At 49.0% G+C, this 22,554-nt stretch carries 19 protein-coding genes; 2 read left to right on the forward strand and 17 right to left on the reverse strand.

All coding sequences use genetic code 11. From position 1 onward, the window contains the following. Nucleotides 1–39: 39 nt before the first annotated feature. The 13 genes from KGA81_RS24975 to KGA81_RS25035 form a co-directional block, all read right to left on the reverse strand. On the reverse strand, nucleotides 40–747 hold the full coding sequence (locus tag KGA81_RS24975) for a WecB/TagA/CpsF family glycosyltransferase (protein ID WP_223549449.1): 708 nt from the start codon (nucleotides 745–747) through the stop codon (nucleotides 40–42). 185 nt (nucleotides 748–932) lie between these two features. Continuing rightward, the gene (locus tag KGA81_RS24980; protein WP_223549451.1) at nucleotides 933–2,177 is read right to left on the reverse strand and encodes an O-antigen ligase family protein; all 1,245 of its coding nucleotides are present in this window, start codon (nucleotides 2,175–2,177) and stop codon (nucleotides 933–935) included. A 421-nt stretch (nucleotides 2,178–2,598) separates the two neighbouring features. Then, nucleotides 2,599–2,811: a hypothetical protein gene (locus KGA81_RS24985; RefSeq protein WP_223549453.1), complete on the reverse strand. Its 213-nt coding sequence runs from the start codon at nucleotides 2,809–2,811 to the stop codon at nucleotides 2,599–2,601. Nucleotides 2,812–3,079: 268 nt separating this feature from the next. After that, nucleotides 3,080–4,207, reverse strand: a complete 1,128-nt coding sequence (locus KGA81_RS24990; RefSeq protein ID WP_223549455.1) for a glycosyltransferase — start codon at nucleotides 4,205–4,207, stop codon at nucleotides 3,080–3,082. Nucleotides 4,208–4,318: 111 nt separating this feature from the next. After that, nucleotides 4,319–4,654 (reverse strand): UDP-N-acetylglucosamine 2-epimerase, encoded by a 336-nt coding sequence (locus KGA81_RS30305; RefSeq protein ID WP_223549457.1) that lies wholly within the window; start codon nucleotides 4,652–4,654, stop codon nucleotides 4,319–4,321. A 55-nt stretch (nucleotides 4,655–4,709) separates the two neighbouring features. Continuing rightward, nucleotides 4,710–6,146 carry a lipopolysaccharide biosynthesis protein gene (locus tag KGA81_RS25000; RefSeq protein ID WP_223549460.1) on the reverse strand — a complete coding sequence of 479 codons (1,437 nt, stop codon included), beginning with the start codon at nucleotides 6,144–6,146 and terminating at the stop codon, nucleotides 4,710–4,712. Nucleotides 6,147–6,185: 39 nt separating this feature from the next. Beyond that, nucleotides 6,186–7,355 (reverse strand): glycosyltransferase, encoded by a 1,170-nt coding sequence (locus tag KGA81_RS25005; RefSeq protein ID WP_223549462.1) that lies wholly within the window; start codon nucleotides 7,353–7,355, stop codon nucleotides 6,186–6,188. Nucleotides 7,356–7,662: 307 nt separating this feature from the next. Beyond that, nucleotides 7,663–8,784, reverse strand: coding sequence for a DegT/DnrJ/EryC1/StrS family aminotransferase (locus KGA81_RS25010; RefSeq protein WP_223549463.1), 1,122 nt, complete (start codon nucleotides 8,782–8,784; stop codon nucleotides 7,663–7,665). 3 nt (nucleotides 8,785–8,787) lie between these two features. Beyond that, the gene (gene wbpD, locus KGA81_RS25015) at nucleotides 8,788–9,369 is read right to left on the reverse strand and encodes a UDP-2-acetamido-3-amino-2,3-dideoxy-D-glucuronate N-acetyltransferase (protein WP_223549465.1); all 582 of its coding nucleotides are present in this window, start codon (nucleotides 9,367–9,369) and stop codon (nucleotides 8,788–8,790) included. A gap of 7 nt (nucleotides 9,370–9,376) precedes the next feature. After that, the gene (wbpB, locus tag KGA81_RS25020; protein WP_223549467.1) at nucleotides 9,377–10,327 is read right to left on the reverse strand and encodes a UDP-N-acetyl-2-amino-2-deoxy-D-glucuronate oxidase; all 951 of its coding nucleotides are present in this window, start codon (nucleotides 10,325–10,327) and stop codon (nucleotides 9,377–9,379) included. Nucleotides 10,328–10,406: 79 nt separating this feature from the next. After that, nucleotides 10,407–11,720, reverse strand: a complete 1,314-nt coding sequence (gene wbpA, locus KGA81_RS25025) for a UDP-N-acetyl-D-glucosamine 6-dehydrogenase (protein ID WP_223549469.1) — start codon at nucleotides 11,718–11,720, stop codon at nucleotides 10,407–10,409. 447 nt (nucleotides 11,721–12,167) lie between these two features. Further along, nucleotides 12,168–14,396, reverse strand: coding sequence for a polysaccharide biosynthesis tyrosine autokinase (locus tag KGA81_RS25030; protein ID WP_223549471.1), 2,229 nt, complete (start codon nucleotides 14,394–14,396; stop codon nucleotides 12,168–12,170). Between the two features lie 37 nt (nucleotides 14,397–14,433). Further along, nucleotides 14,434–14,874, reverse strand: a complete 441-nt coding sequence (locus KGA81_RS25035; RefSeq protein WP_223549473.1) for a low molecular weight protein-tyrosine-phosphatase — start codon at nucleotides 14,872–14,874, stop codon at nucleotides 14,434–14,436. 648 nt (nucleotides 14,875–15,522) lie between these two features. On the opposite strand from KGA81_RS25035, the gene rfaH reads away from it, so the two are divergent. Then, a complete protein-coding gene (rfaH, locus tag KGA81_RS25040; protein WP_223549504.1) occupies nucleotides 15,523–16,053 on the forward strand; it encodes a transcription/translation regulatory transformer protein RfaH in 531 nt (176 codons plus the stop codon). A 1,157-nt stretch (nucleotides 16,054–17,210) separates the two neighbouring features. Here the strand turns inward: rfaH and KGA81_RS25045 are convergent. From KGA81_RS25045 to KGA81_RS25060, 4 genes are all read right to left on the reverse strand, one after another. Next, the gene (locus tag KGA81_RS25045) at nucleotides 17,211–18,605 is read right to left on the reverse strand and encodes an undecaprenyl-phosphate glucose phosphotransferase (protein ID WP_223549506.1); all 1,395 of its coding nucleotides are present in this window, start codon (nucleotides 18,603–18,605) and stop codon (nucleotides 17,211–17,213) included. 344 nt (nucleotides 18,606–18,949) lie between these two features. Further along, nucleotides 18,950–19,630: a transcriptional regulator gene (locus KGA81_RS25050; RefSeq protein ID WP_223549475.1), complete on the reverse strand. Its 681-nt coding sequence runs from the start codon at nucleotides 19,628–19,630 to the stop codon at nucleotides 18,950–18,952. Nucleotides 19,631–19,664: 34 nt separating this feature from the next. Then, nucleotides 19,665–20,255: an EAL domain-containing protein gene (locus KGA81_RS25055; RefSeq protein ID WP_223549477.1), complete on the reverse strand. Its 591-nt coding sequence runs from the start codon at nucleotides 20,253–20,255 to the stop codon at nucleotides 19,665–19,667. A gap of 185 nt (nucleotides 20,256–20,440) precedes the next feature. After that, complete coding sequence (locus tag KGA81_RS25060) at nucleotides 20,441–21,181, reverse strand: winged helix-turn-helix domain-containing protein (RefSeq protein ID WP_223549479.1); 741 nt, start codon at nucleotides 21,179–21,181, stop codon at nucleotides 20,441–20,443. A gap of 524 nt (nucleotides 21,182–21,705) precedes the next feature. Between KGA81_RS25060 and KGA81_RS25065 the strand changes: the two genes are divergently transcribed. Beyond that, the gene (locus KGA81_RS25065) at nucleotides 21,706–22,539 is read left to right on the forward strand and encodes an undecaprenyl-diphosphate phosphatase (protein WP_223549481.1); all 834 of its coding nucleotides are present in this window, start codon (nucleotides 21,706–21,708) and stop codon (nucleotides 22,537–22,539) included. Nucleotides 22,540–22,554: the final 15 nt, after the last annotated feature.

A 22,554-nucleotide genomic window follows, 5' to 3' on the forward strand; every position in this document is an offset into this window, starting at 1 on the left:
GTTTGTCAGACAAAACCCAGTTCTATTAGCGGTAAGAGCTCAAGTTCTGTGCTTTTTTATCTTGAACAAAAAAGCATCATAAGAGAACAAAACTAAAAACTTAATAAAGTCTGATGTGTATCGTTTTAAAAGTTTCGGTTCATCGGCAATTCTGAAAGCCCAGCGTAAGTTGAATCTATCAACCCAAGCAGGGTAATACCTAAGTCCCGCTTTTGCCGTTTGATGAAAAAAACCACCGCTAGTATAGCCGCAGCCCCGCCATCCCGCTTTTTTAAGATCAATAAGAAATTGCTCTTGGTAAGGAGTACCCATGCTAGCAATTACAAAATCTGGATTTTTCAGTGATATTTCCTTAAGATTTTGTTCTCTTTCTAAGGATGAAATAAAAAATCCATGTCTTATACCAGCCACTCGTAACTGCGGATAAGCCTTAATAATCCTGTCAACAGCTGCCTGTGCGATCTTTGGTTCGCCACCTATAAAATATATACTTTTGCTCTCCAATACAGCGAGATTAAATATTTTAGGCGCAAGAGACGTCATGTCAAAACTTTTGCGTTTTTTATGAATTCCTATCAAGCGTAAGAAAAGGCAAAGAACAATGCCGTCGCAATGGATTTCATCAAAGCTGGAAATCAGGTCAGGATTTTTCCTGGCTAATAGATAGGAATAGTGATTGAGGAAAGTATACAACCCAATATCAGATCCTGAATGATGGGAATTAATTTTTGTTAAGATGTTATTCATAAGGGCGCGTCATTTTCCATGTTTGATCGAGATGGTTAGTGTTTGCACAGTCTCGGTGCGCAGAAGGCAAAATAAAGAAACAAGCGAGGAGACGTAATCGACGTATTTTAAATAAGTATTCTGAGCAGATTTGACGCGGGGTCATTACATGCAGATATTTTTATACAGAACCTTAAATCTGAAGATCAATGAAGCTGGAGGGGGCGGTTGTTTTTTGTTGTGGTTTGGCTTACAAATTCAATTATTATCAACAAGAGCACAAACCAAATATTAAATGATAGAAATAAGGACTCCAGAGAGTTAACCATTACAAACGACAGAAAAAACAAAAGGCTAATCGTCAAATCCAACTCGTTATTTTTCTTAGGGACTATTTTTTTTATGAAGGCTAATACCAAAAATACTCCAACCATTCCTAAAGAAAATGCGAGATCAAGAAAGCCACTGTGGGTTGATCCAACTTGAAATCCGACATTGCTAGCAAATGTAGAGTTGGCGTTGAAAAATGCATCGAATTGATTTAGTCCATACCCAAAAACGGGGCGCTCAAAAAACATAGATAAAATAAAACCCCAAATAAAAACTCTACCAGTAAATGTAGTGTCTTTGTCGAAAATAGTTAACCCGGGCGGGGCAAAGCTAACTAAAAAAGGAATGACTGATATGAGAGTAATGCCTGCATATATTGGGTGGCGAAATTGATAAATCACGGCACGTATTTTTTTTGACTTCAAAAATAAATACACAGTAAGAACTAATATTAAACAGATTAATGCGGTTGTAGAGCTACTCATGAAAGTTAGAAAAATAGATAGGCCCAGTCCAATCAAAGGCTTCCAACCCATCCCCCTACCAATCATTGAGATGAAAATGCAGGTACCTAATACGGAAAAATTTCCTAACCCATTTTTGTGTGTAAATATCCCCTGCCAGTCTCCCTCATGGATACCGATAGAAACACCATAGCTGGGAATGAAAAGAGAAAATGCGATAGAAGTCAGCGACACAACAACAAAGAAATTAGTTAACTCTTGCAATATGACAATTCGTGAGAATTTTAAAAAATAAACTCTCACAAAAGCAAATATAAGCGGAATAGCCAGCAGTAACTTTGCGGAGGCAATCCGGTCTTTAGACCAAAAAAGCGATACAAATATATAAACAAGAAGCAGAACCATCCATTTGTCATTCCCCTTGATTATAGATTGTCTATTTTTTATACGGGCCCCAACGTATAACACGACGCAAAAAAACGCAAAAAAAGCCCATATCATGCTTGTAAAGTTTAAAGGGCCGGAGTAAGCCACTGTTACTACCTGACCCTCCGCTGTTGCTCCACCGGTTTTAAATAGCTCAACCGAGTCCGTGGAAAGATAAAGCATTAAAAAAAAACAGCATTTCAATGCCAAGTTGTAAATTTTGTTTTGCAAGGAAATTTCCCCGTCACATCATAATTCGCGCTATATAGATAATATCTGTGTTTTAAACTGTGGTACGTGTCAAGGTACCTATCGTCTTGATACTGCTGCGACTACCCATTGCGCCCTTAACTTCAGGACGTTCGGGGTTCAATTGCATCTGCCAACTTACAGTTGCGTGTCCTGCTACTCCAGCGGATTGGATTTATTTTCGCGACATCTTCATAAATCATTGCTCTAGCTCTGTAAAAGAGCTGTTGTTTTGCCTTCGTGACGTTTGTTCGGTATCACGTATATCAAGGCACTATGATGATGGTCTTTGATGCTCCACTCAATAAATTCTTTGCACCCAAAGTCCTTGCCCCAGATCGCATTGGCTTTTTTCTGAGTTCCACCAAAGCCTCCGCTTCAGCGCATACAGTATCTGATCGGATCAACTGGCGCTCCAGTTCTTTGATTCGTCGTTGTTTAGCTGTCTTCTCGCGCTGGGTTTCAGGTCAGACAGGATACTGGCGTTTTGGCAGACCTCGTACCACTGCTGAATTTGCTCCAGATAAATGCCCTTGATTCGACAATATTGAGAGATTTCCACCTCGCTCAATGGCGCGGCTTCCATGACGGCATTGAATTTATCGGCGCTGGACATTGATCACTGGTTTACTTGTTTACCAGCACGAACAAACCCTTGTCTCTAGCCATTTGTCTTCAGTTACGCAGTGACCGTGGCGTCAGATTGAGTGCAACGGCAAGGTCTGTCACTGAGCGATTGCGGGGCGGCATCATTTGCAGAACGGCCAAATGTTTGTATTCCTCTCATAACGCTTGGACATTGCTACACACCCTCGCCCTCTTGAATAAATGAGTCAATCAACAAGGGCGACAGGTAGCTTGACACGGAGGGACTGGTCAAAAAACTATAAGTCGCTAACAAAAATCTTTACTTTACCTTTGTAATCTACATTTTGTGCAGCAAACGCCCTAATGCTCTCTGCTGTACCCCCATTTTTTTCATAGCTCTCATACCACTCTATGAGATTTCTGATATCAATTGCAGAGTCGTCGGCCGTTGACCTATAAACAAAGTCAATTGCATCAGGAATATCTGGATCGTCAGCAGCAATCACGATTGGAACGCCACGTGAAAGGTATTCTCTACTTTTAAGGTCCGAAGCAATGCGCAAGCCTTTACGGTGAACTCCTAGTGAAGAGATGCCTATGTCTACTTGATTGAAAATATTATTCAGTGACGGGCCATGTAATGTTCCTTTGAAACTAACATACTGAGATAGGTTCAGTTTGTTCACCATTGATTTAAGTCTTAACTCTGCGCCGCCACTGCCAACGATAATAAAATATACGTTGGCTTGTTGCTCTGTAACACTTTTTCTTTTTTCATAGTAGTTACTTAATCCTTGAATGACTCTGTCGTAACCGTGCCATTCCTCAAGAGCGGCTACGCCGATGAGCGTAATTGAAAGTGGTGTTTTATCTTTTTTGCACCCTTTCAACTCAATGGAAGATACATCAATACCATTAGCTCCAAGAACCATTTTGTTTTTGAGTCCTATTGAGAATCGTTCTGACTCTTCGCTGTATTGAATAATTCGGTGTGCTGGGTAGAGCGCCAGTGGGTAATTAAGTTTTATCAATGAACATAAGAGTATTTTTTTGAGGTTTGTTTTTTTGCTACTTTGGATTTCCTCAAGTACGGAAACTAGAGGAGTTGGGACATCAATGACTATCTTTGCCCCCCTTAGTCTTTGTATCAGCATAGGCAGACTGCAAAGAAGCATAGAGAATGCTGTGGATCTGATAATCAATAAATCAGCTCTACTGGTAAGAATTGCTAGAGGCAATAGTAAGTGCCCTATAACTCCACCTTTTTCTATTATTTTATGCTCGGCTTGATAACCGTTTGCTGACAAAGCTGATGTTGTATTTTTGATTTTTTTGATAACGCCAATAGAGGCGCTTTCACTCCAGCGGGCTAAGTACTTTATTTTGGCGTTTGCATGTAGTGTAGGTTTTTTTTCGATGTTCAATTTACAATTATGCATTTGGCTACTTTAGGGTGATTGATCTTGGACAGAGCAGAGCACTGGCAGGTCGGCCGTTTCAAGCCCCTTGAAATACAGTGCATGCGTACTGGATGGTCAATGTTTTCTGCTCGATGGATCGTGCATGGTAATGTTTAGCGTATCGAACCCCTCCGGCTTACGGTTGAGCCCTTTGTTATAGAGAGTGGCATCGTAAATCACGTGGCCCTCCACTCGGACCTTGGCATCGCCAATACCTCCGTTACGCTGGATCTGAAGAGCTGTCTCGGTGGGTGAAAATAGCAGTGTAGAGATGTGCTCAATCAGTACCCGGTTGATTTCAGCCGACATACGGCGGTTGTGCGAGCATAGGCCCGTCTCAACATGCGCCACCAGGGAATGCAGCTTGGTAGCTAATAGTGCGCTGGGTACTGTCGGTGTCGCGCTACACAAGGATCAGTACGACCGACTACATAAAAATGGTGAGCTTATACGAGGAATCTGTAGATCATATATTTTGTGAAGATGTTTTTACTTTTATATGACGCTGCATTTCTACTCTTGCGGCGCTCAGCGAGTTCTTGAAACATAAAATACCGGCTATGCCAATTGCAGTCCATGCAGTAATCATTAGGACTTGATGGTCTTCCCCGATCATGGATGTGGAAACAGCAGCGAGCAGGCATGTAAACGTTGCTCCGTATAGTTTCAAACGGGGTATTTTTCGCCAAACAAGACAAGAAAGCTCTGTTCGGCAGACTAAAAATATCCAGAAGGCAACAGCTGTAGAGGTCGCTGCGCCTGCGGCGCCGTATATGGGAGTTAGCCAATAATTTCCAGCAAAATTAATTGCTGCGGCAATAAAAGAAGCAGCCATTGAGTAGCTAGTTTTACGGGCTATGCCGATACCTACTGCGGTCGTTTCAGAGAGGGCGTATAGCAAAGGAACCGCCATGCATGCGGTTACTAGGTATTGCACATTGTCATATGTGGACGGAAGCAGAAACTGAAGCGCCCAAGAAAACATACCAGAAAGCGTGAATATAAAAAATGCGGCAGCCAAAACATGCTCGGAGATCTGGTTGATTTTTTCTGGATTGATTCCTTCGGCGGCCCATTTGTAAACGGTCGGGGCCCAGATCGTGGTGAAAACTCCTGAAAAAATACCTGCCGCAGAAGCTACACTAACTGCTATGGAGTAAATGCCAAGTTCTTCAAAGGTAGACAGGCTGCGAAGAAATAATTTATCCATCGCCATCAATGCCCAAGATGCCATGCCACCAAATATCAATGGCAAACCGAATTGAAGCATAGTGCCGAGCTTTTGTTTATCGATGCTTTTGCCAACAGCAGGTAACCATTCAGTTCTGGTATTCCAAGCGTATATAAGCATGACTGCCAGCATGGAGAGAACGTAGGCTATTATCAGTTTCTCAAAGCTGAAACCGACCTTTAGAAAAATATAAACTCCAATTATAAAAAGAAAGAGTGCTTTGGGCAGGACCTGGCTCATGGAGAACGCTAGTCCTTTTTCCTGTATGCGTAATATTAAAGACAAAAAACGCGAGATAAAGGTAGTCAATAGACAGCAGGCAAGCAAAATGCTCAAAGCAGAGCTATCCAGAGAAAAAATAACTCTCGATAGAAGACCTGGATCATAAAAAATAAAACCCAGTGATACTACCGTCAGTAATAAAAGTCCAGGGGCAGACACGGTTTTTAACAATGAAGGTTTATCTTCTGTTTCGTGATACTCACGTACATAAGCTTGGTCCAACCCGAGGCAGAAAAAAATAACCGCAAAGCTGCAGACAATCTGCAGCATGGAAATACGACCAATATCCTCGACAGAGAAGAACCAGGCCATGACAGGCAAAGTAGCGAAGCCCAGTATAGCTGAGCCAATCGGTCCTACAGTGAATCCGAGAATTTTTGATCTATTCATAATGCCTGACAAAAAAAGTTAGATAAAATACCCGCCAAGTTATTTATCAGATAAGATTTCTTTATATATTGATTTGAGGCGGAGCGCGATTGTTTTCTCGCTGAATCGATCAATACACGATTGCTTGATTCTCCCGGAATCATAATCTCCAGAATTTTGGTAAAGCTTCGACATAGCACCCGCAAGGCTCTCAATGTCGTCTACCGGCACCAAAATTCCGTCACCCTCGTCCACGATTGACTCAGGTCCGCCGCAGCGTGTAGCCACTACAGGCTTGCCGAGGGCCAAGGCTTCTATAACAACTACACCAAAAGTCTCGTATCTACTTGGAAGAACAAAAGCATCTGCTTTGGATATCTCCTCTAGTACTTGATTTCGACTTAAAAGTCCAAGAAATTTTATTTTTGAAGATAACCCAAGATCGTTTGATAGTTTTTCAAGCCTTGGACGCTCCGGGCCATCACCGCCTATTGTAAGTGTGATGTTTTTATTGTATTGAAGTGCTATTCCAAATGCTTGTATTGCGTTATGGATGCATTTATTTTCTGATAGCAAAGCGACGCATATAAAATTAAAACACTCATTTTTATTTTTTTGCCCGGCTTTATGATTAATGAAGTTGTCATGAACTATGTTTGGTATTTCATGCCAAGAATTAGGAGGAGTCCCTAACAAATTCTCCATTTGTCTGCAGAAAGATTGGCTGACGGCGATATTTTTACTGGACAATTCTGTTGATTTTTTTGTAAGAGCTATTCCGCGCTTAGATATAAGGCCACGTGAGTAACCCGATGAATGCTCTGTGAGAACGTATGAGATGTTGTCTTTTTTATTTATATGTTTTGCTAATCCGCCACCATAAAGCGCGGAGTGTACGTGGATGATGTCGGGCTTTCCATGTTCAATAATATATCTGTTATATAGAGTGATGCCGTGTTTTATCCAAAGCCAAGAGTTTGCATTTGGCATCCGTGGGAACCAATTTGTTCCGTGAGAACGATAGGTGGGCATTCCATCATCAAACTCGCTGGTGATACTATATTGACCGGAGAAAATTCTTTTCCAGTCCCTCAATGAACGAAGTTGTGGGTAAATAACGCCCACCTTGCAACCATGTTTTTGCAAAGCTAATGCCTGTTCACGGAAAAAACTACCGCTAATGTCACCTGGTTTATGTGGGTACCACGAAGGAATGATAAGAATATGCATTTTATGTGAGCTTTGAGATTGGCGTGGGCATTGTTTTTACCTTGAGAATCATAATTTCCCGATTGCTTTTTCTGGGGCGCCAGCAATGATTAAGTACTTCCAAGGGATTTCGTTACGACTGAGTTGGCACCAACAATATTGATATGTGTAGATTCGCCTGTTGATACATTTTCACGAGGTCCGATTAGAATGCGTTTTGCTCCGGGAATCGATTTTTTTGCGCCCATTTTTATATCACATAACTTTGAGCTTCTCTATGCGCCCAATTCATTGCTTTTGATATGAGAAGCTCGATTATTGTTTTTATTTAACTTTTAAATGTCAGAGGTTGAAGTATTTGTGTAAGCTCTTCTTTTTTAATGTAAGGGTGCATCGGAAGGCTAATTACTTGCTCGGCAACGTTGTCGCCTACTGGCAGTATGGACGCACTGCAAGCCACAGCTGGCTGCTTGTTCAGCGGAATCGGATAGTGCACAGAGGTGGGGATGCCGGATTCCTTGAACTTTGCCTGTACAGCTGCGCGATCGCTTACGCGCACTGTGTATTGGGCATAGACACTGGTGTTATACGGCTCTATGTACGGGGTAGCCAGAATGCTAAGCTTGCTTGAGGCGATATAATCTCCCCTGCATAAGCCAGCTAACCCCTCATCATAGTGAGTGGCAACTTGCTGACGTAGTTGGATTTCCTCTTCGAAGATGTCCAGCTTGGGTAGCAAAATGGCTGCTTGCAGGGTATCCAGACGGCTGTTTACGCCGACACGAATATGGTGATAGCGACGATCCTGGCCGTGGCGTGCGATTTGGCGTATGACCTTGGCCAGCTCTTCATCGTTTGTGAAGATAGCCCCACCGTCGCCATAGCAACCCAGCGGCTTACTGGGGAAGAAGCTTGTGCAGGCGATGGTGGTCAAGTTGCAGGAGCGCTTGCCTTTATACGTTGCGCCGAAGCTCTGTGCGGCATCCTCTATCACCGGGATACCGTATTTGGCGGCTATGGCATTGATGGCATCAAAATCCGCACACTGGCCATACAGTGAGACTGGGATGATCGCCTTGGTACGTGGTGTGATGGCTGCTTCCAGCAATTGCGGGTCGAGGTTGTATGTGCGTGGGTCGATATCGACATACACCGGCTTGGCACCGAGTAGGGCCACGGTTTCGGCTGTAGCGATATAGGTGAAGCCGGGGGTAATGACTTCATCGCCTGGACCGATGCCCAAGGCCATCTGGGCGATTTGCAGCGCATCTGTGCCGTTGGCGCAGGTGATGCAGTATTTGGCTCCGACGAAGTCTGCGAGCTTTTCTTCCAGCTCAGCCACTTCCGGGCCGAGGATGTATTGGCCATGGGCAAGCACGCGCTGAATGCCTGCGTCGATCTTCTCCTTGATGCGGACTTGCTGGGTTTTCAGGTCGATGAATTCGATCATTTACTATGCATCCACTTTGCTTAGGGTGTTACCGCTCAGTACATAGCGGGTATCGGTGTTCGGGCAGACGACTTCGCCATTACCCGTTACCGGCAGCTCCAGTTGTTCGCCGAACTCGCTCATCCAGCCGATCTGCCTGGCCGGTACGCCGACCATCAGGGCGAAGGCCGGCACATCCTTGTTGACTACAGCACCTGCGCCGACGAAGGCGTATTCACCGATGGTCACGCCGCATACGATGGTGCAGTTGGCGCCGAGGGTGACGCCTTTCTTCACTAAAGTGTCGCGATACTGGTCTTTGCGTTCGATCAGCGAGCGCGGGTTGTAGACGTTGGTAAACACCATGCTTGGGCCACAGAACACGCCTTCTTCGAGGATGACGTTGTCGTAGACGGAAACATTGTTCTGCACTTTGCAGTGGTCGCCGATCACCACCTGGTTGCCGACGAACACGTTTTGGCCAAGGGATACGCCCTGGCCAATACGTGCGCCGCTGCAGACGTGAACGAAGTGCCAGATGCGCGAGTCTGCGCCGATCTGCGCGCCGTCATCGACGATGGCGCTGGGATGCTGGTAGTGGGACATGGCGATCTCAGCGGTTCAGGGTGTTGAGGAACGGGTGGCCTTCATCGTTCTGCGCGCTGACGATAGCGGCGGAGCGAATGGTATTGACGGTTTCTACGCAGTGGCGGGCGTCTTCGATGCCATATCCGCGGCCGGCGAGGATTTCCTGGTAGCTGGTGGTGTGCAGGTCAGTAAAGCCTTCGGAGAACTCCATTTCTTCGCCGTTGACGGTGATGGAGCGGTAGGTGGGCTTCTTGCCCTTTACAGATGCAGGCAGGTCGTTGGCATCGATAGATAGGAACCAGCGCACGCGGGCTTTCTCGTATTCAAGGTAGCCTGCTGCCTTGTACTCGGAAGTGAAATGCACGACGTTGCGTTGCAGCTTGCCGAAGATGAAATGCAGCATGTCGTAGAAGTGCACGCCGATGTTGGTGGCAATCCCGAAGGACTTGCGCGGGTCGCCTTTCCAGCTCTCCGTGTACCACTTGCCGCGCGATGTGATATAGGTCAACTCGACATCGTATTTGTGTTCGCTGGCTTCGCGGGCGACCTTGTCCTTCAAGTTGAGAATCGCCTGGTGATGGCGCAACTGGAGGATGTTGTACAACTTTTTACCCGTTTCCTGTTCGACCAGCGCCAGCTCATCGAGAATTTCCGGGGTTGGCACCAGCGGCTTTTCACAAATTACGTCGCAACCGAGGCGCAGGCCAGCAGCAATATGCGAATGATGAAGGTAGTTGGGCGAACAGATGGATACGTAGTTAAGTGCAGTGGTCGGATCGCGCTTGAGACGGTAAGCGTGTTCGTAAAAGCACTCGAACTGGGTGAAAAACTCGCTCTGCGGCGAGATGCTGTCGATGATACCGACGGAGTCATTGATGTCGTAGGCGGAGACCAGCACGTTGCCGGTATCCTTGATGGCGCGCATGTGACGAGGAGCGATGTAACCGGCAGCGCCGATCAGGGCGAAGTTTTTCATGGGGATTCCTTGCGAAGCACGATAACCCGGCAAGACGTCTATTGTCCTTGCCGGATGGTTTCGACAGTAATGAAAGTAATCAAGCCTTAATGATGTGCTCTGCCGGGGTGCGGTACTTGCCACGGCTGTCGACGATCAGACGTGCATGCTGCTTGATCAGTTCGTAATCGAACTTGTCGTGGTCGGTAGCAAGCACCACCGCATCGAAGCTGGCAATATTATCAGCGCTCAGTGTTTCACTGCTCAGTTCGAAGTGGTGTTCACGCATTTTTGGAAAAACGGGTACGTGCGGATCGCTGTACCCGACGATGCCCCCCTTGGCTTCAATCAACTCCATGATTTCCACTGACGGCGATTCGCGCATGTCATCGACGTTCTTCTTGTAGGCGATGCCGAGTACGAGGACTTTGCTGCCATTGAGCGCTTTACCGCTGTTATTCAGGCCGTCCATCAGTTTGGTAAGCACGTACTCAGGCATGGCTTTGTTGACTTCACCGGACAGTTCGATAAAGCGGGTATGCAGACCATATTCGCGTGCCTTCCAGGTAAGGTAGAAGGGGTCGATCGGTATGCAGTGACCGCCGAGGCCTGGACCAGGGTAGTAGGCGGTGAAGCCGAAAGGTTTGGTGGCAGCGGCATCAACTACCTCGAAGATGTCGATGCCCATGCGGTCGGCGACGATTTTCATCTCGTTGACCAGGCCGATGTTGACGGCGCGGTGGATGTTTTCCAGCAGCTTGGTCATTTCCGCTGCTTTGGTCGAGCTGACCTGTACCACTTGGTCGATGGCCTGCTCATACAGAGCAATACCAACTTCTAGACATGCAGGGGTATGGCCGCCGATGACTTTCGGAATAGTGCGGGTTTCAAAGTTGGGATTGCCCGGGTCTTCGCGCTCTGGCGAGTAGACCAGGAAAATGTTCTTGCCGACAGTTAGACCGCCTTCCTGTACGCGGGGTAGCAGTTCTTCCTCGGTGGTACCGGGGTAGGTGGTGCTTTCCAACGAGACCACTTGGCCCGCGCGCAAATAGGGTTTAAGCGCATCAGTGGTGTTGATCACGAAGCTCATGTCCGGCTCGCGATATTTGTTAAGGGGAGTCGGTACACAGAGAATCAGAGCATCGCATTCGCTAACACGACTGAAGTCGGTAGTAGCGCTAAAGCCGCTCTCGCGCGCGAGTTTAATCTTGCTTGCTGGAATGTGTTCTATATAGCTCTCGCCCGAGTTCAACTTGATTACTTTGCTTTCATCAATGTCAATACCCAACACTCGGAAGCCGATGGCGTTGTAACGCAGCATCAACGGCAAACCTACATAACCGAGGCCGACGATGCCGATGATAGCTTCCTTGCTTTTGAATTTTGCGATACTGGTTTCTTGGTGTTCGGACATAGGAAAGACTCGGATTGGTAGGGGTAAAGTTAAGAGTTCTGTCGGTGTATCGCCTGCGTTTGTTTATTACGTGCCAGCGCAACGTTTCTACAGGTGACGGTCGCGACCTTTAATAGATATCTTTCGATAACAGCATGAAGGGCGTCCTTTATCAGAATTTTCATATCCAGCCACAACGACCAGCTATTGAGGTAAGTTGCTGTTTCTGTCTTTGGTACAGGCCGTTGATGGTCTTGGCTTTCCCCTTTTCCATGGCGGGAAGGGATCTGCCGTGGCCGATATTGAGGTTTTGGCACGCTACCGCCCCAGGATTTTTTGCTAGTCCCTGAAAGCGGTTGCATCTATTAATATGTCTGTATCATTTGTTGCAGGTGCAGGAAGTACGGTGCTCTGAACGCCCTTAGGGGCCTAGGGGCGCTCGCCTATCATTAAAAACGGTGGTGAAAATCAAACACTCTCTGACTTGTATTCGTAGTTGTAATAACCATAGTCGCTATAGCCATATTTGGAGGAGGCACGTTTTTCAACACCATTGAAAATAGCGCCTTTCAAATCAATGCCATTTTGAGCAAAGCGACGCATGGTCAATTCAATTTCACGAACCGGGTTAAGCGCAAAACGCGTCACAATCAAACTAGTACCCGACTGACGGCCGACAATCGCCGCGTCTGTCACTGCCAGCAATGGCGGGGTATCCAGAATCACCAGGTCGTACTGGGTGCTCACTTGGTCCAGAAAGGCACTGAAGTTCGCGTGCATTAGCAGTTCTGAAGGATTGGGCGGTATTTGCCCGCGGCCGATTACGTCAAGGTGCTCGAATTCAGTTTTATTGATCGCGGTTGCCAGGTCGCAGCGCTTGACCAGTAAATCTGAAAGCCCGTTTTCAGCGGGAGTCCCGAATACTTTATGCAAATACCCTTTGCGCATATCCACGTCGATCAGCAATACACGCTGGCCGGTCTGAGCGATGACGGCAGCGAGGTTGGCGGAAACGAAGGTTTTACCTACCTTGGGGCTCGGGCCGGAGATCATCAGGCGATTATTGCTGGCTTCGAGCATGGCGAAGTGCAGACTGGTGCGCAGGCTGCGCAAGGCTTCCATGGCCAGGTCTGTGGGGTGACTGCTGGCCAGTATGGGTGCGACGTTGTTGGCGCGGCCCCGGTTACCACGGGAGAGTTTGCTTTCTTCACTTTTCTGCAGCGAGCTGAACGGAATTGAGGCATACACCGGCAACCCTAGCTGTTCAATTTGATCTGGGTTTTCCACGCCGCGGTTAAGGGCTTTGCGAAAAAGCACCAATCCAATAGCCAGGAAGCCCCCGAGGAGGGTGGCGATGAGCACGATCAGTGCCTTCTTGGGTTTTACAGGCTTGAGCAGATCCACATCGGCGGTATCGACCAAGCGCACGTTGCCCACGGTGCCGGCACGCATCACATCCAGTTCCTGGGATTTATTCAGGAGCTGGGTATAGATTTCGGTGCTGACTTTTACATCGCGAGTGAGGCTAAGGAGTTCTTGCTGCGTTGAAGGCAGACCCTCGACTTTTTTGGCCAAGCCATCCTGCTTGGCTGTCAGCTCGCCTAATTGGCTGAGCAAAGCCCGATAGGCGGGGTGCTGACGGGTAAACTTGCGATCCATTTCCGCTTGCTGCATTTTCAGTGCGGAGATGTTGGTATCCAGCGCCACGATCTGATCGAGAATGGCTTTGGCTTCCAGGCTGATATCGATGGACTTGCTGCGAATTTGATACTTGTTCAGGGCGTTTTCGGCTTTTTCCAGGTCTTTACGGACCTGAGGCAGCTGATCTTTTAGAAACTCCAGGCTTTGAGCGGCTTCGGCCGATGTCCGCTCGACATTTTGCCGTACATAGAGCTTTGCGATTTCATTGAGAATTTGAATGGCTTCAGCCGGTTCCTCGCTCTCAAGAGCAAGCCCGATCATACCGGATTCCTTACCGCGTTCTGCTACATCAAGTACCTTTTGGTATTCCAAGATACTGGTCAGGCGCGGGTCACGCACAATGTTGAACGTTGTGCCAGGGTTGGCCTGCAACGCTTCGACCTGCAGTTTGATGCCGTCTTGGTCATAGGCCTGGCCCACTTGGCTTTGGACCAGGACATTGTCGTCCTCATCCAGTAACGTGAAGTGGCCGATTTCACCACTGACCAAAGTGAGTTGTTTACTCAGGAGTTCTTGCGGAAGCACGAGCTGAAATATTTTCAGGGTTTCGCCACCCCAGGCAAAGCTGTTCATGCCAAACCATGGCGTCGCGACCGTTTTATCAGCGTCTGGTTTGAAGCGCCGAGCAATAAAGTTACCAATCACCGGAAAACGGTTCGGCTTGACGGTAATATCGAGCGATAGATTGTCGACAACCTTGCCGATGATAGCGCGTGACTTGATTAATTCAATTTCTGTGGCTGAAGGCGACTCTTTACCCAACATGCTGTTGATATCGGAGAAACCGAGCATGTCATTTTTTTTAGCCTCCACCTGTATTAAGGCGGTAGCTTGGTAAACAGGTGTGGCCAACACCGCATAGGCTGTTCCCACGGCCATAGAGGCAGCAGTGATCCCGGCAATCAACCATTTATGATCGACTAGTGTCCCGAGTAGGCCCATCAGGTCGATTTCATCATCATCGTCATGAGAGGTTAATGCTGGAGTTTGCTGCATAAGTGGGTTCTTTTTTAACAGGTATTCAAGGAGTGGTTTAGCGTGCGAGACGCCGTGCCCAGGCGGTTACTGCTTCTTCAATCAACGCGTATGCATGCACAAAAGCAGGTTTGCCTTGACGGTAGGGGTCGCTGATTTCGCGGTTGTTCTGCCACTTGCCCAGCAAGAAGACCTTGCCTCGCGCTTCAGGCGCGATCTTGAGAACACGGTCTATGTGGGACTGCTCCATCACCAGGATCAGATCCGATTCGCTGATGGTGGCGGAGGTCAGTTGATTGGCTTTGTGCTCATTTGGCAGATGGCCATGCTCTTCCAGGACGACCCGGGCGGTGGGCTCGATTGGGTGGTCTTGTAGCGCGCCAAGACCGGCGGAGCTGACTTTGATGTCGGACCGGCCCAGTGCATCCCGCAACAAATGTTCTGCAGTAGGGCTTCGGCAAATGTTGCCAATGCAAACGATGAGAATCTTGTTAAACAAGGCAACCTCCCTGGAAATTCCACACTTGCGGTGATAGTGCAATTGGAAAGACTGAAATTCTGTTCTTCTTCAATGGCACTTTTGTGACGGCTTGCAGCTATTGGGTGTGTGCCTCTTTCCGTGAGGAATTGCCGTACTGGATGAAACTTTTCACTGCGAAGACTCTGGTCTGCTGGAGTCTCGACTTGGAGCGTGATTGTCTGTAGCTATGCTAAAAATCATAACTGGCAACCCACGACAAACTCAACCATTAAATGCCACGCGGTTATTGAGTGCGCGCGAAAAAAAAATATCAATATATAAAGTCAGATATTAAATAACGTTACTAACTCTTAAAATAACATTACGGAGTCTATTCGGACAAAAATTAACATTTCCGGTTTTTTTGTGTTGTGCTGAATTGGGCTGTGTTAAATAGCGTGAGGTGCGGCTTGATGATAAGTGCAGGGGGTTGCTTTGGATAAAGCGTTCTCCAGCATTCGTTTATTGCCAATGCGTTTTGCGTGTTTTCAAAGGGCGCAGTTTCCATGGTCGGCCAACTCCGTTTTTCAGGTGCGTTTTCATCCTCGGGAGAAATCCGTCGCAAGGTCGAGGAGAGAACCATGGCGCGTCCTGACCACATAGGCAGAGAAGGGGCTGATTGTGTCCATCCATAGTGCTTCGGCAGTTCAAACGATCTTGCCTGGGAGTCTCACCGCTAGCGCCTGGTATTTGGTGCAATGCAAGGCGAACCAGGACGAGCGCGCAGAGATCAATCTGGTTAACCAGGGGTATGCCTGTTTTCGCCCTACGCACCGGCGCGAGCGTGAATTACAGGGGCGCAGGAAGATTGTTCGCGAATCGCTGTTTCCGGGTTATCTGTTTATCCAGCTAGGCTCGGGTGAGAGCTGGGCGCCTTTGCGTTCTACCCGCGGCGTGTTGCGAATTGTCAGTTTTGGGGGCAAGCCGTTGCCCGTGGGTGATGACTTGATCGCCCGACTTCATGAGCACGATAGCGGAGCCCCTGTGGAGGCTCGGTTTGCCTGTGGTGAGCGGGTGCGTATCAGTGAAGGGCCTTTTGTCGATGTGGAAGCGATCTTCCTGGCGATGGAGGGAGAGCAGCGTGTGTTGCTCCTGATGACGTTGCTGCAGCGTGAGCAAAAAATCAGCATCCCCTTGGTTAATATCAGTAAGCATTGACGCGGCGCGTTGGTTCCAGACCGCCAATCAACGAGCAGATAACATTCTGGTAGCAAGGTCAGTTGCTCTCGTCTTCGCTTCCCCCCTCCAGTAGGCATTAAGCATTTTTCGCAGCGCCGGGAAGGTAGCGGTCTCAGTCGGGGCCGCAGCTTTGCGGCGTCGCTGACGTTCCAGCTTGCGAACAGGTTTATGTCTTCACGCGATTGCCCGGTATCCTTTTTTTGGTTCTTCACGCGATCCCGGGGAACTGTAGGGGCCGGCTTGCCGGCGATGGACTTAAGGACGCCGCATTTATCCGGTTTGCTCGCGTTATCGTTGACGACCATCGCTGGCAAGCCAGCTCCTACAAGACCGCGTTCTGGTCGAAAATGAAGTGACTTCCCGGGGAGCTGTAGGAGCCGGCTTGCTGGCGATGGACTGAAGTGCGCCGCGTTTATCCGGTTTGCTCGCGTTATCGTTAACGACCTTCGCTGGCGAGCCAGCTCCTACAAGGCCGCGTTCTGGTCGAAAATGAAGTGACTTCCCGGGGAGCTGTAGGAGCCGGCTTGCCGGCGATGGGCTCAAGTGCGCCGTGTTTATCCGGTTTGCTCGCGTTATCGTTGACGACCATCGCTGGCAAGCCAGCTCCTACAGGCGATGGGCTCAAGTGCGCTGTGTTTATCCGGTTTGCTCGCGTTATCGTTAACGACCTTCGCTGGCAAGCCAGCTCCTACAGGCGATGGACTCAGGTGCGCTGTGTTTATCCGGTTTGCTCGCGTTATCGTTGACGACATTCGCTGGCAAGCCAGCTCCTACAGGCGATGGACTCAGGTGCGCTGTGTTTATCCGGTTTACACGCGTTATCGTTATCGACCATTGCCGCACCGCAGCTTCTGCAAGGGGGCGTGCCCACGCTTTTTTTGCGGTCGACTGCTGCGTTGTGCCTGCCTGGAGGTAAGTCCGGGCAGGCCGATATCGCCCTGAATCGGGTCAGTAGGCTGTACGGTATCGAGCGGAGATTTAAAAGAAGTTGGCGATGAACATCGCCTGGAAAGTCGACAGCAGAACAGCCTGTCGCTGCAGTTGCAGGCGTGGCTGGTGAAGATCCAGCCACGGGTGACGAGGCTAACGCAGTGCGCAAATGGCTTGCGTCCCCTGGTTAGCCTGCAGGTGCGCCGTCAATAAATGTCTTTTGACAGCAGGGTGAAGGGGGTCTTCACCAGGATTTTCACATCCAGCCACAACGACCAGTTATTGATGTACTTGAGGTCGATTTCGACGCGTTTCTGCATCTTGTCGATGGTGTCGGTCTCGCCACGGCAGCCGTTGATTTGAGCCAGTCCGGTGATCCCCGGTTTGATTCGGTGGCGCGCCATGTAGGCGAGAATCTTGCCGGAGTAGTAGTTGTTGTGTGCAACGGCATGAGGGCGTGGCCCGACCAGTGCCATATGGCCCTGCAAGACGTTGAACAACTGCGGCAACTCGTCGAGGGATGTGCGACGGATAAAGCGCCCGATCGGGGTGATCCGCGAGTCGTTACGGCTGGCTTGCTTGACCTCGTGATCGTCGTGCACGCGCATCGAGCGAAACTTCCAGACCTTGATGACCTTCCCGTTCCACCCGTGGCGGTCCTGTTTGAAAAACACCGGACCATGGGAGGTGAATTTGACGGCCAGGCCAATGATCAGCAGTAATGGGCTTAGAGCGATAATGGCCATCAGTGCCAGGCTTTTATCGAACAGGCTTTTACTCAGCGCGGCAGTGGGTTGGCTGCTCAGTGGGCATTCAATCAAGTGGATTGCCGGCATGCCATCCACATCACTGACCGAGTGATTGAGCAGCGTCAGGCTGTTCAAGTCCGGGACCCAGACCACATCGACGTTGGCATCCAACAAGTCGACATACATTTCTTCGATTTGTGCCGCTTCGCTCAGGGGGAGCGTGATGTACAGGCGTCGGATGTCATGGGTCTTGATCAGTTCGAGCAGTTCCTCTTGCGGGCCTACGACAGGTGGCATACCCGCCTCCGACAAGAGAGCGGTGTCGGAGCTTACCAGGCCGACCAGCGGGAAGTGCTCGAGGGCACGAAGCTTGTTAGCCAGGCCCAGTGCCAGCTCGCCAGTACCCACAATCAGCGTTCTACGCTCGATTTGCAGCGCCCGTTGGTAGTACTTCGAAAAACCATGCAGTGGGACGTATAATAACGCCTGCCCGATGTAGCTGCCGAAAGCCCATATCAGGATGATTTGACGAGAAAACAGTTCGTTGGCCTTGCAGAGGAAGGCGACAATGGCTAAAGCTGCCAGTGTCATTGACCAACCCATCAGCAGTCTTATCAACCCTTCCAGGTAATTGTCCTTTTTTGCATAGGCGCCGCACCATGTATAGGCTGGAACCGATGCAAGCACAGTAAGCGTTGCGCATACTCGATAATAGAACTCTACCGTTCCGGTCTGGTAATAAACCAATAGAAGTAACAGGGCGACAACAAAGCCCTGACCCAGTACCCACTGTCCCCAGAAGGTCAGTCCTTTGAGAGTGGTATTTCGATTGATACGAAGATTGTTAACCATACGATATCCCCAAAATACGTCCATTCGTGTTTCGACAATCAAGAGCCAAAATCAATGCGGTAAGAGTTCTTTTTCATATTAGATGGCGATGCACTGATGACCGAAACGCCATGCGGGCGGCGCTGTCATCAGTTCATAGGTTAAATTATTGGTGCGGGCACTGGCTGACGACTTTTAACGAGTAGGTGATGTATCTGGTTGATATGTCTGCGTGAGAATGGCGTTAGAAATGGTCTGGCTTCAGCTTTTTAACGCGGCTGTATAGAGGGGGCGGGGGAGGATAAGTTGGCGTGCTCTATTATTGTTGTATTGCACTGCCGAGGCGAAAATCTGAATTTCTCAGACTAGATTTTTACGCGTACGATTTTTTGTATCACGCAGTACCCGCGATTTCTCACTGCACGAAAAAGGCGCTCGCCATTACTGGCTTTTTTAAATTTTTCCTGCAGTCGACTCAGGCACATTTCGAGACCCCGATATTGCTCAGGTTCTCTGCCGATGCTGCGGATAAGGTCGTCCTTGCTGACCACGCGATCTTCATGGTGCAGCATTTTTTTAAGCAGCGCGGCCTCCAGGCCGGTCAGGACAATTTCCACATCGTCTTTGATCAGCGCGCCACTGCTGTCGCTCAGTCTCCAGGTTTCAGCCGCTGGAGTGTGCGGCTTGGCTGGCTGGGAGACGCATTCCCTGGTGTCATCCCTGGCGCTGTCTGCGGTTGATGTGAAGTGCGTGAATTTCGTTATGGTGTGGGCGGTTTGCCATTCGGACTTGAACGTCGAAAGGATGCGCTGGGTATCATGCTTGATCACCGGCGGAACCATTCTGGCCATTTGCGGGGAAATAATTTCCATAAGCTTGGGGGCGGAAGCCGGCGGGGCAACGCCTTCAAAAAACATTTTTGCCTGTGACGTGCCGTAACTGTTGTATCGCTTGCTGGACAGTAATGCCTCAAGCTCCAGTTGCAGTGCGGGGTTGTGAGTCACTACGACAAAGTATTTTCTTGGGAGGTTTGTGCTGCTATCCATGGCTCTCTCCTGAGTTGCACGTCTTGAATTTGGTTTAAAGGTTGTCGGCGGGGGAGTAGTGACTCCCTTGAAAGTAATCAAAGGGCAGTGCACGTGCCAGTATATGGCTAGCAGCATGCTCGACTCTGTCCGCTATAAAGGCGACTTTTGTGTTGTGAGTGAGCATGGTCATGCGTTCGTGAAGACGATTGAACAACTCAGGGTTGCCACTGAGCTTGAGGCTCAAGTCAAGAGAGGAGGTGGAAATCTTTATATAGTCGAATAGATTCAGGGTGGTAAAGATTTCGATACTTTCGTTGTCGTCGATGTTGTAGTCGTCGAGCGCGATTTCGATGCCGTGATCTTTCAATAGATACACGTTGTGCAGGATTTTCTTTTTTTCTGCGAAGCTGACAGCCGACAGGGGGAGCTCATTGAGCGCGACAACCAGTGTCTGGCCAAATTCGCGCAGAGCGGCGCCGGACTGTATCAGCTCTTCCGTGAGCGCAGAGTTGGCGAGATCCGATTGCCCTACGCAAACAAATCTACGGCTCAGGTATTTATTTCCGTTGGTGGTGTTGTGATCTTTCAGCGAGAAGGCAATCAGCCTGGTCTGCATCAGTACTTCACTGTAGATCCCACTCATCTGGTGCGCCTCAGGCGCGCAGGATGCGGAAACGGAGTCGTCAAAATGTATTCTGATCTCGCTGCCAAATGGGCAGTCGTCCCGAGTGAGGATCAATTGTCGAGACAGGTAATGCTCTGCGTGACCGTAGAGTCGCACGCTCCCTGTTGCGTTCATAAAACAGAAACTCCCTTCTACATTAAGAATCAGGTTGTCGAGATCAGACCCCTGATTAAACGATATCCATGCCCACGAATACTTTGAATGGCGTTGCTGCCATACATGCCTTTTATTTTGCCGCGAAGGCGACTGATCGACTTTTCCAAGGCTCTTGGGTCATAAAAATTTATATTCAGCCCCATGATTCTGGCGATTTCATCGTGGCTCAATATCTGGTTCTTAGTTTGAGAAAAAGCCTCAAGGATTTTCATTTCCGCAAACGATACGTCCAGCTTTTTATAGTCGCCAATCAGGCACATGCGCGTGGGGTCCAAAAGCAGGTTCTGCTTTTTTTGCCATTCTGGACTGGTAAAAAACTCGGCCAGTGCCTCAGTGTTTTCGTCGGCAGACGTGTCGCAATTGATACAGTAGTCGGCCCCGGCAAGATAATATTTCATCTTGTTGTAGGTGCCTCTACCGGTGATGGCGATGAAAATTATTGACGCCAGATTATCGGCGCGAATGTTTTCTACCAGGGTGAGGCTTTCTACAAACGCCTGAGGGCTGTCAATAACGATAAAAATTGCACGGTACGAATTCGAATTCTTGTTTCTTTTGAATGAGTTGCTATAGCACATTGCATCGACGGCAATATCCTTGCCTACGTGGCTTGCGACTAATTCCCTAAAGCCCTCAGCTAACGTATGGGTTCGCCCAATGGTGAGAACACCTGTCTCCTCCTTCACGTCGCTGTGGCCTGTAGTCGTTAATTTCCCTGTAAGCATCATGCTTTGACTCGGATAGGTGCTGGCATTCGAATGTTAAAGCACCAATTCTCGCTTGTGACTGACAATTGGTAACATTTCACTGTTTTTTCAGACGCCCGTCTCGTTTTTTTAACATCGCCGGCGATTCTGACGTGATGGTTTGCCCGCCGGTGGTTCGAGGTGCCCAATGATCGATGGCAATCTCGTGGGGTTGACGAGGTATAGCATTGTGCCATCTATTGGTCCAATGCCCCGTATTTTCGCAGCCATATGACCGTGCATATCGCTAAAGTTTCAGCCACCTGACTTTTTTTGATTGGGCGTCATGAGACGGTAGGGTTCTGTTGTTTCAATTGCGGTTTTTTGCGCTTGTCTGGCTCCGCACTCTCCAATATTAACCGTTATCTAACGTTGGTATTGGTGGTGCCGCCCATGGACATTTCATAACATTGAGTTTTATTAATCGGCCTGATGCGCTTTACTTTCGTGTTGGCGTTGAATTAGAGCGAAGTCGACGCGTTGGTATTTGTCGTTGAGGGGGATTGATGGATCTTTGGACAACCATAACGGTGTTGATTTTAGGGATGGTCGAAGGTCTGACGGAGTTTTTGCCGATATCAAGTACAGGGCACCAGATTATCGTCGCGGGCTTGCTCGGCTTCGGTGGCGAGCGAGCCATGGCCTTCAACATCATCATTCAATTGGGCGCGATCCTGGCGGTTGTCTGGGAGTTCCGCCGCAAGATTCTCGAGATCGTTACCGGCTTGCCGACCCAGCGCAATGCACAACGTTTCACCTTGAATCTGTTGATCGGTTTTCTTCCGGCAGTGGTCTTGGGGGTGTTGTTCGCCAACAAGATCCATGAGTATCTGTTTAATCCAGTCACTGTTGCAGTGGCATTGGTGGTGGGTGGCATCATCATGTTGTGGGCCGAACAGCGCGAACATGTGGTGTCTGTCGACCATGTTGACGATATGCGCTGGACTGATGCCCTCAAGGTCGGTTTCGTGCAATGCCTGGCGATGATTCCGGGCACTTCGCGCTCAGGATCGACAATTATCGGTGGGTTGCTGTTTGGCCTGTCGCGTAAGGCTGCCACGGAGTTTTCGTTTTTTCTGGCGATGCCGACCATGGTCGGTGCCGCCGTGTATTCAGGCTATAAGTTTCGGGATCTGTTCCAGGCCGGGGACCTGCCAGTGTTTGCGCTGGGTTTCGTGACGGCGTTCTTTTTCGCCATGATCGCCGTGCGTGGTTTGCTCAAGTTTATCGCCGCCCACAGTTACGCCGTGTTCGCCTGGTACCGGATCGGATTCGGTTTGCTGATACTGGCAACGTGGGTATTCGGTTGGGTTGACTGGAGCGGGGCTGCAGCGCACTGACACTCGCACCAGGCT

The sequence above is a fragment of the Pseudomonas sp. A-B-19 genome, from assembly GCF_019947515.1.
Classification (GTDB): domain Bacteria; phylum Pseudomonadota; class Gammaproteobacteria; order Pseudomonadales; family Pseudomonadaceae; genus Aquipseudomonas.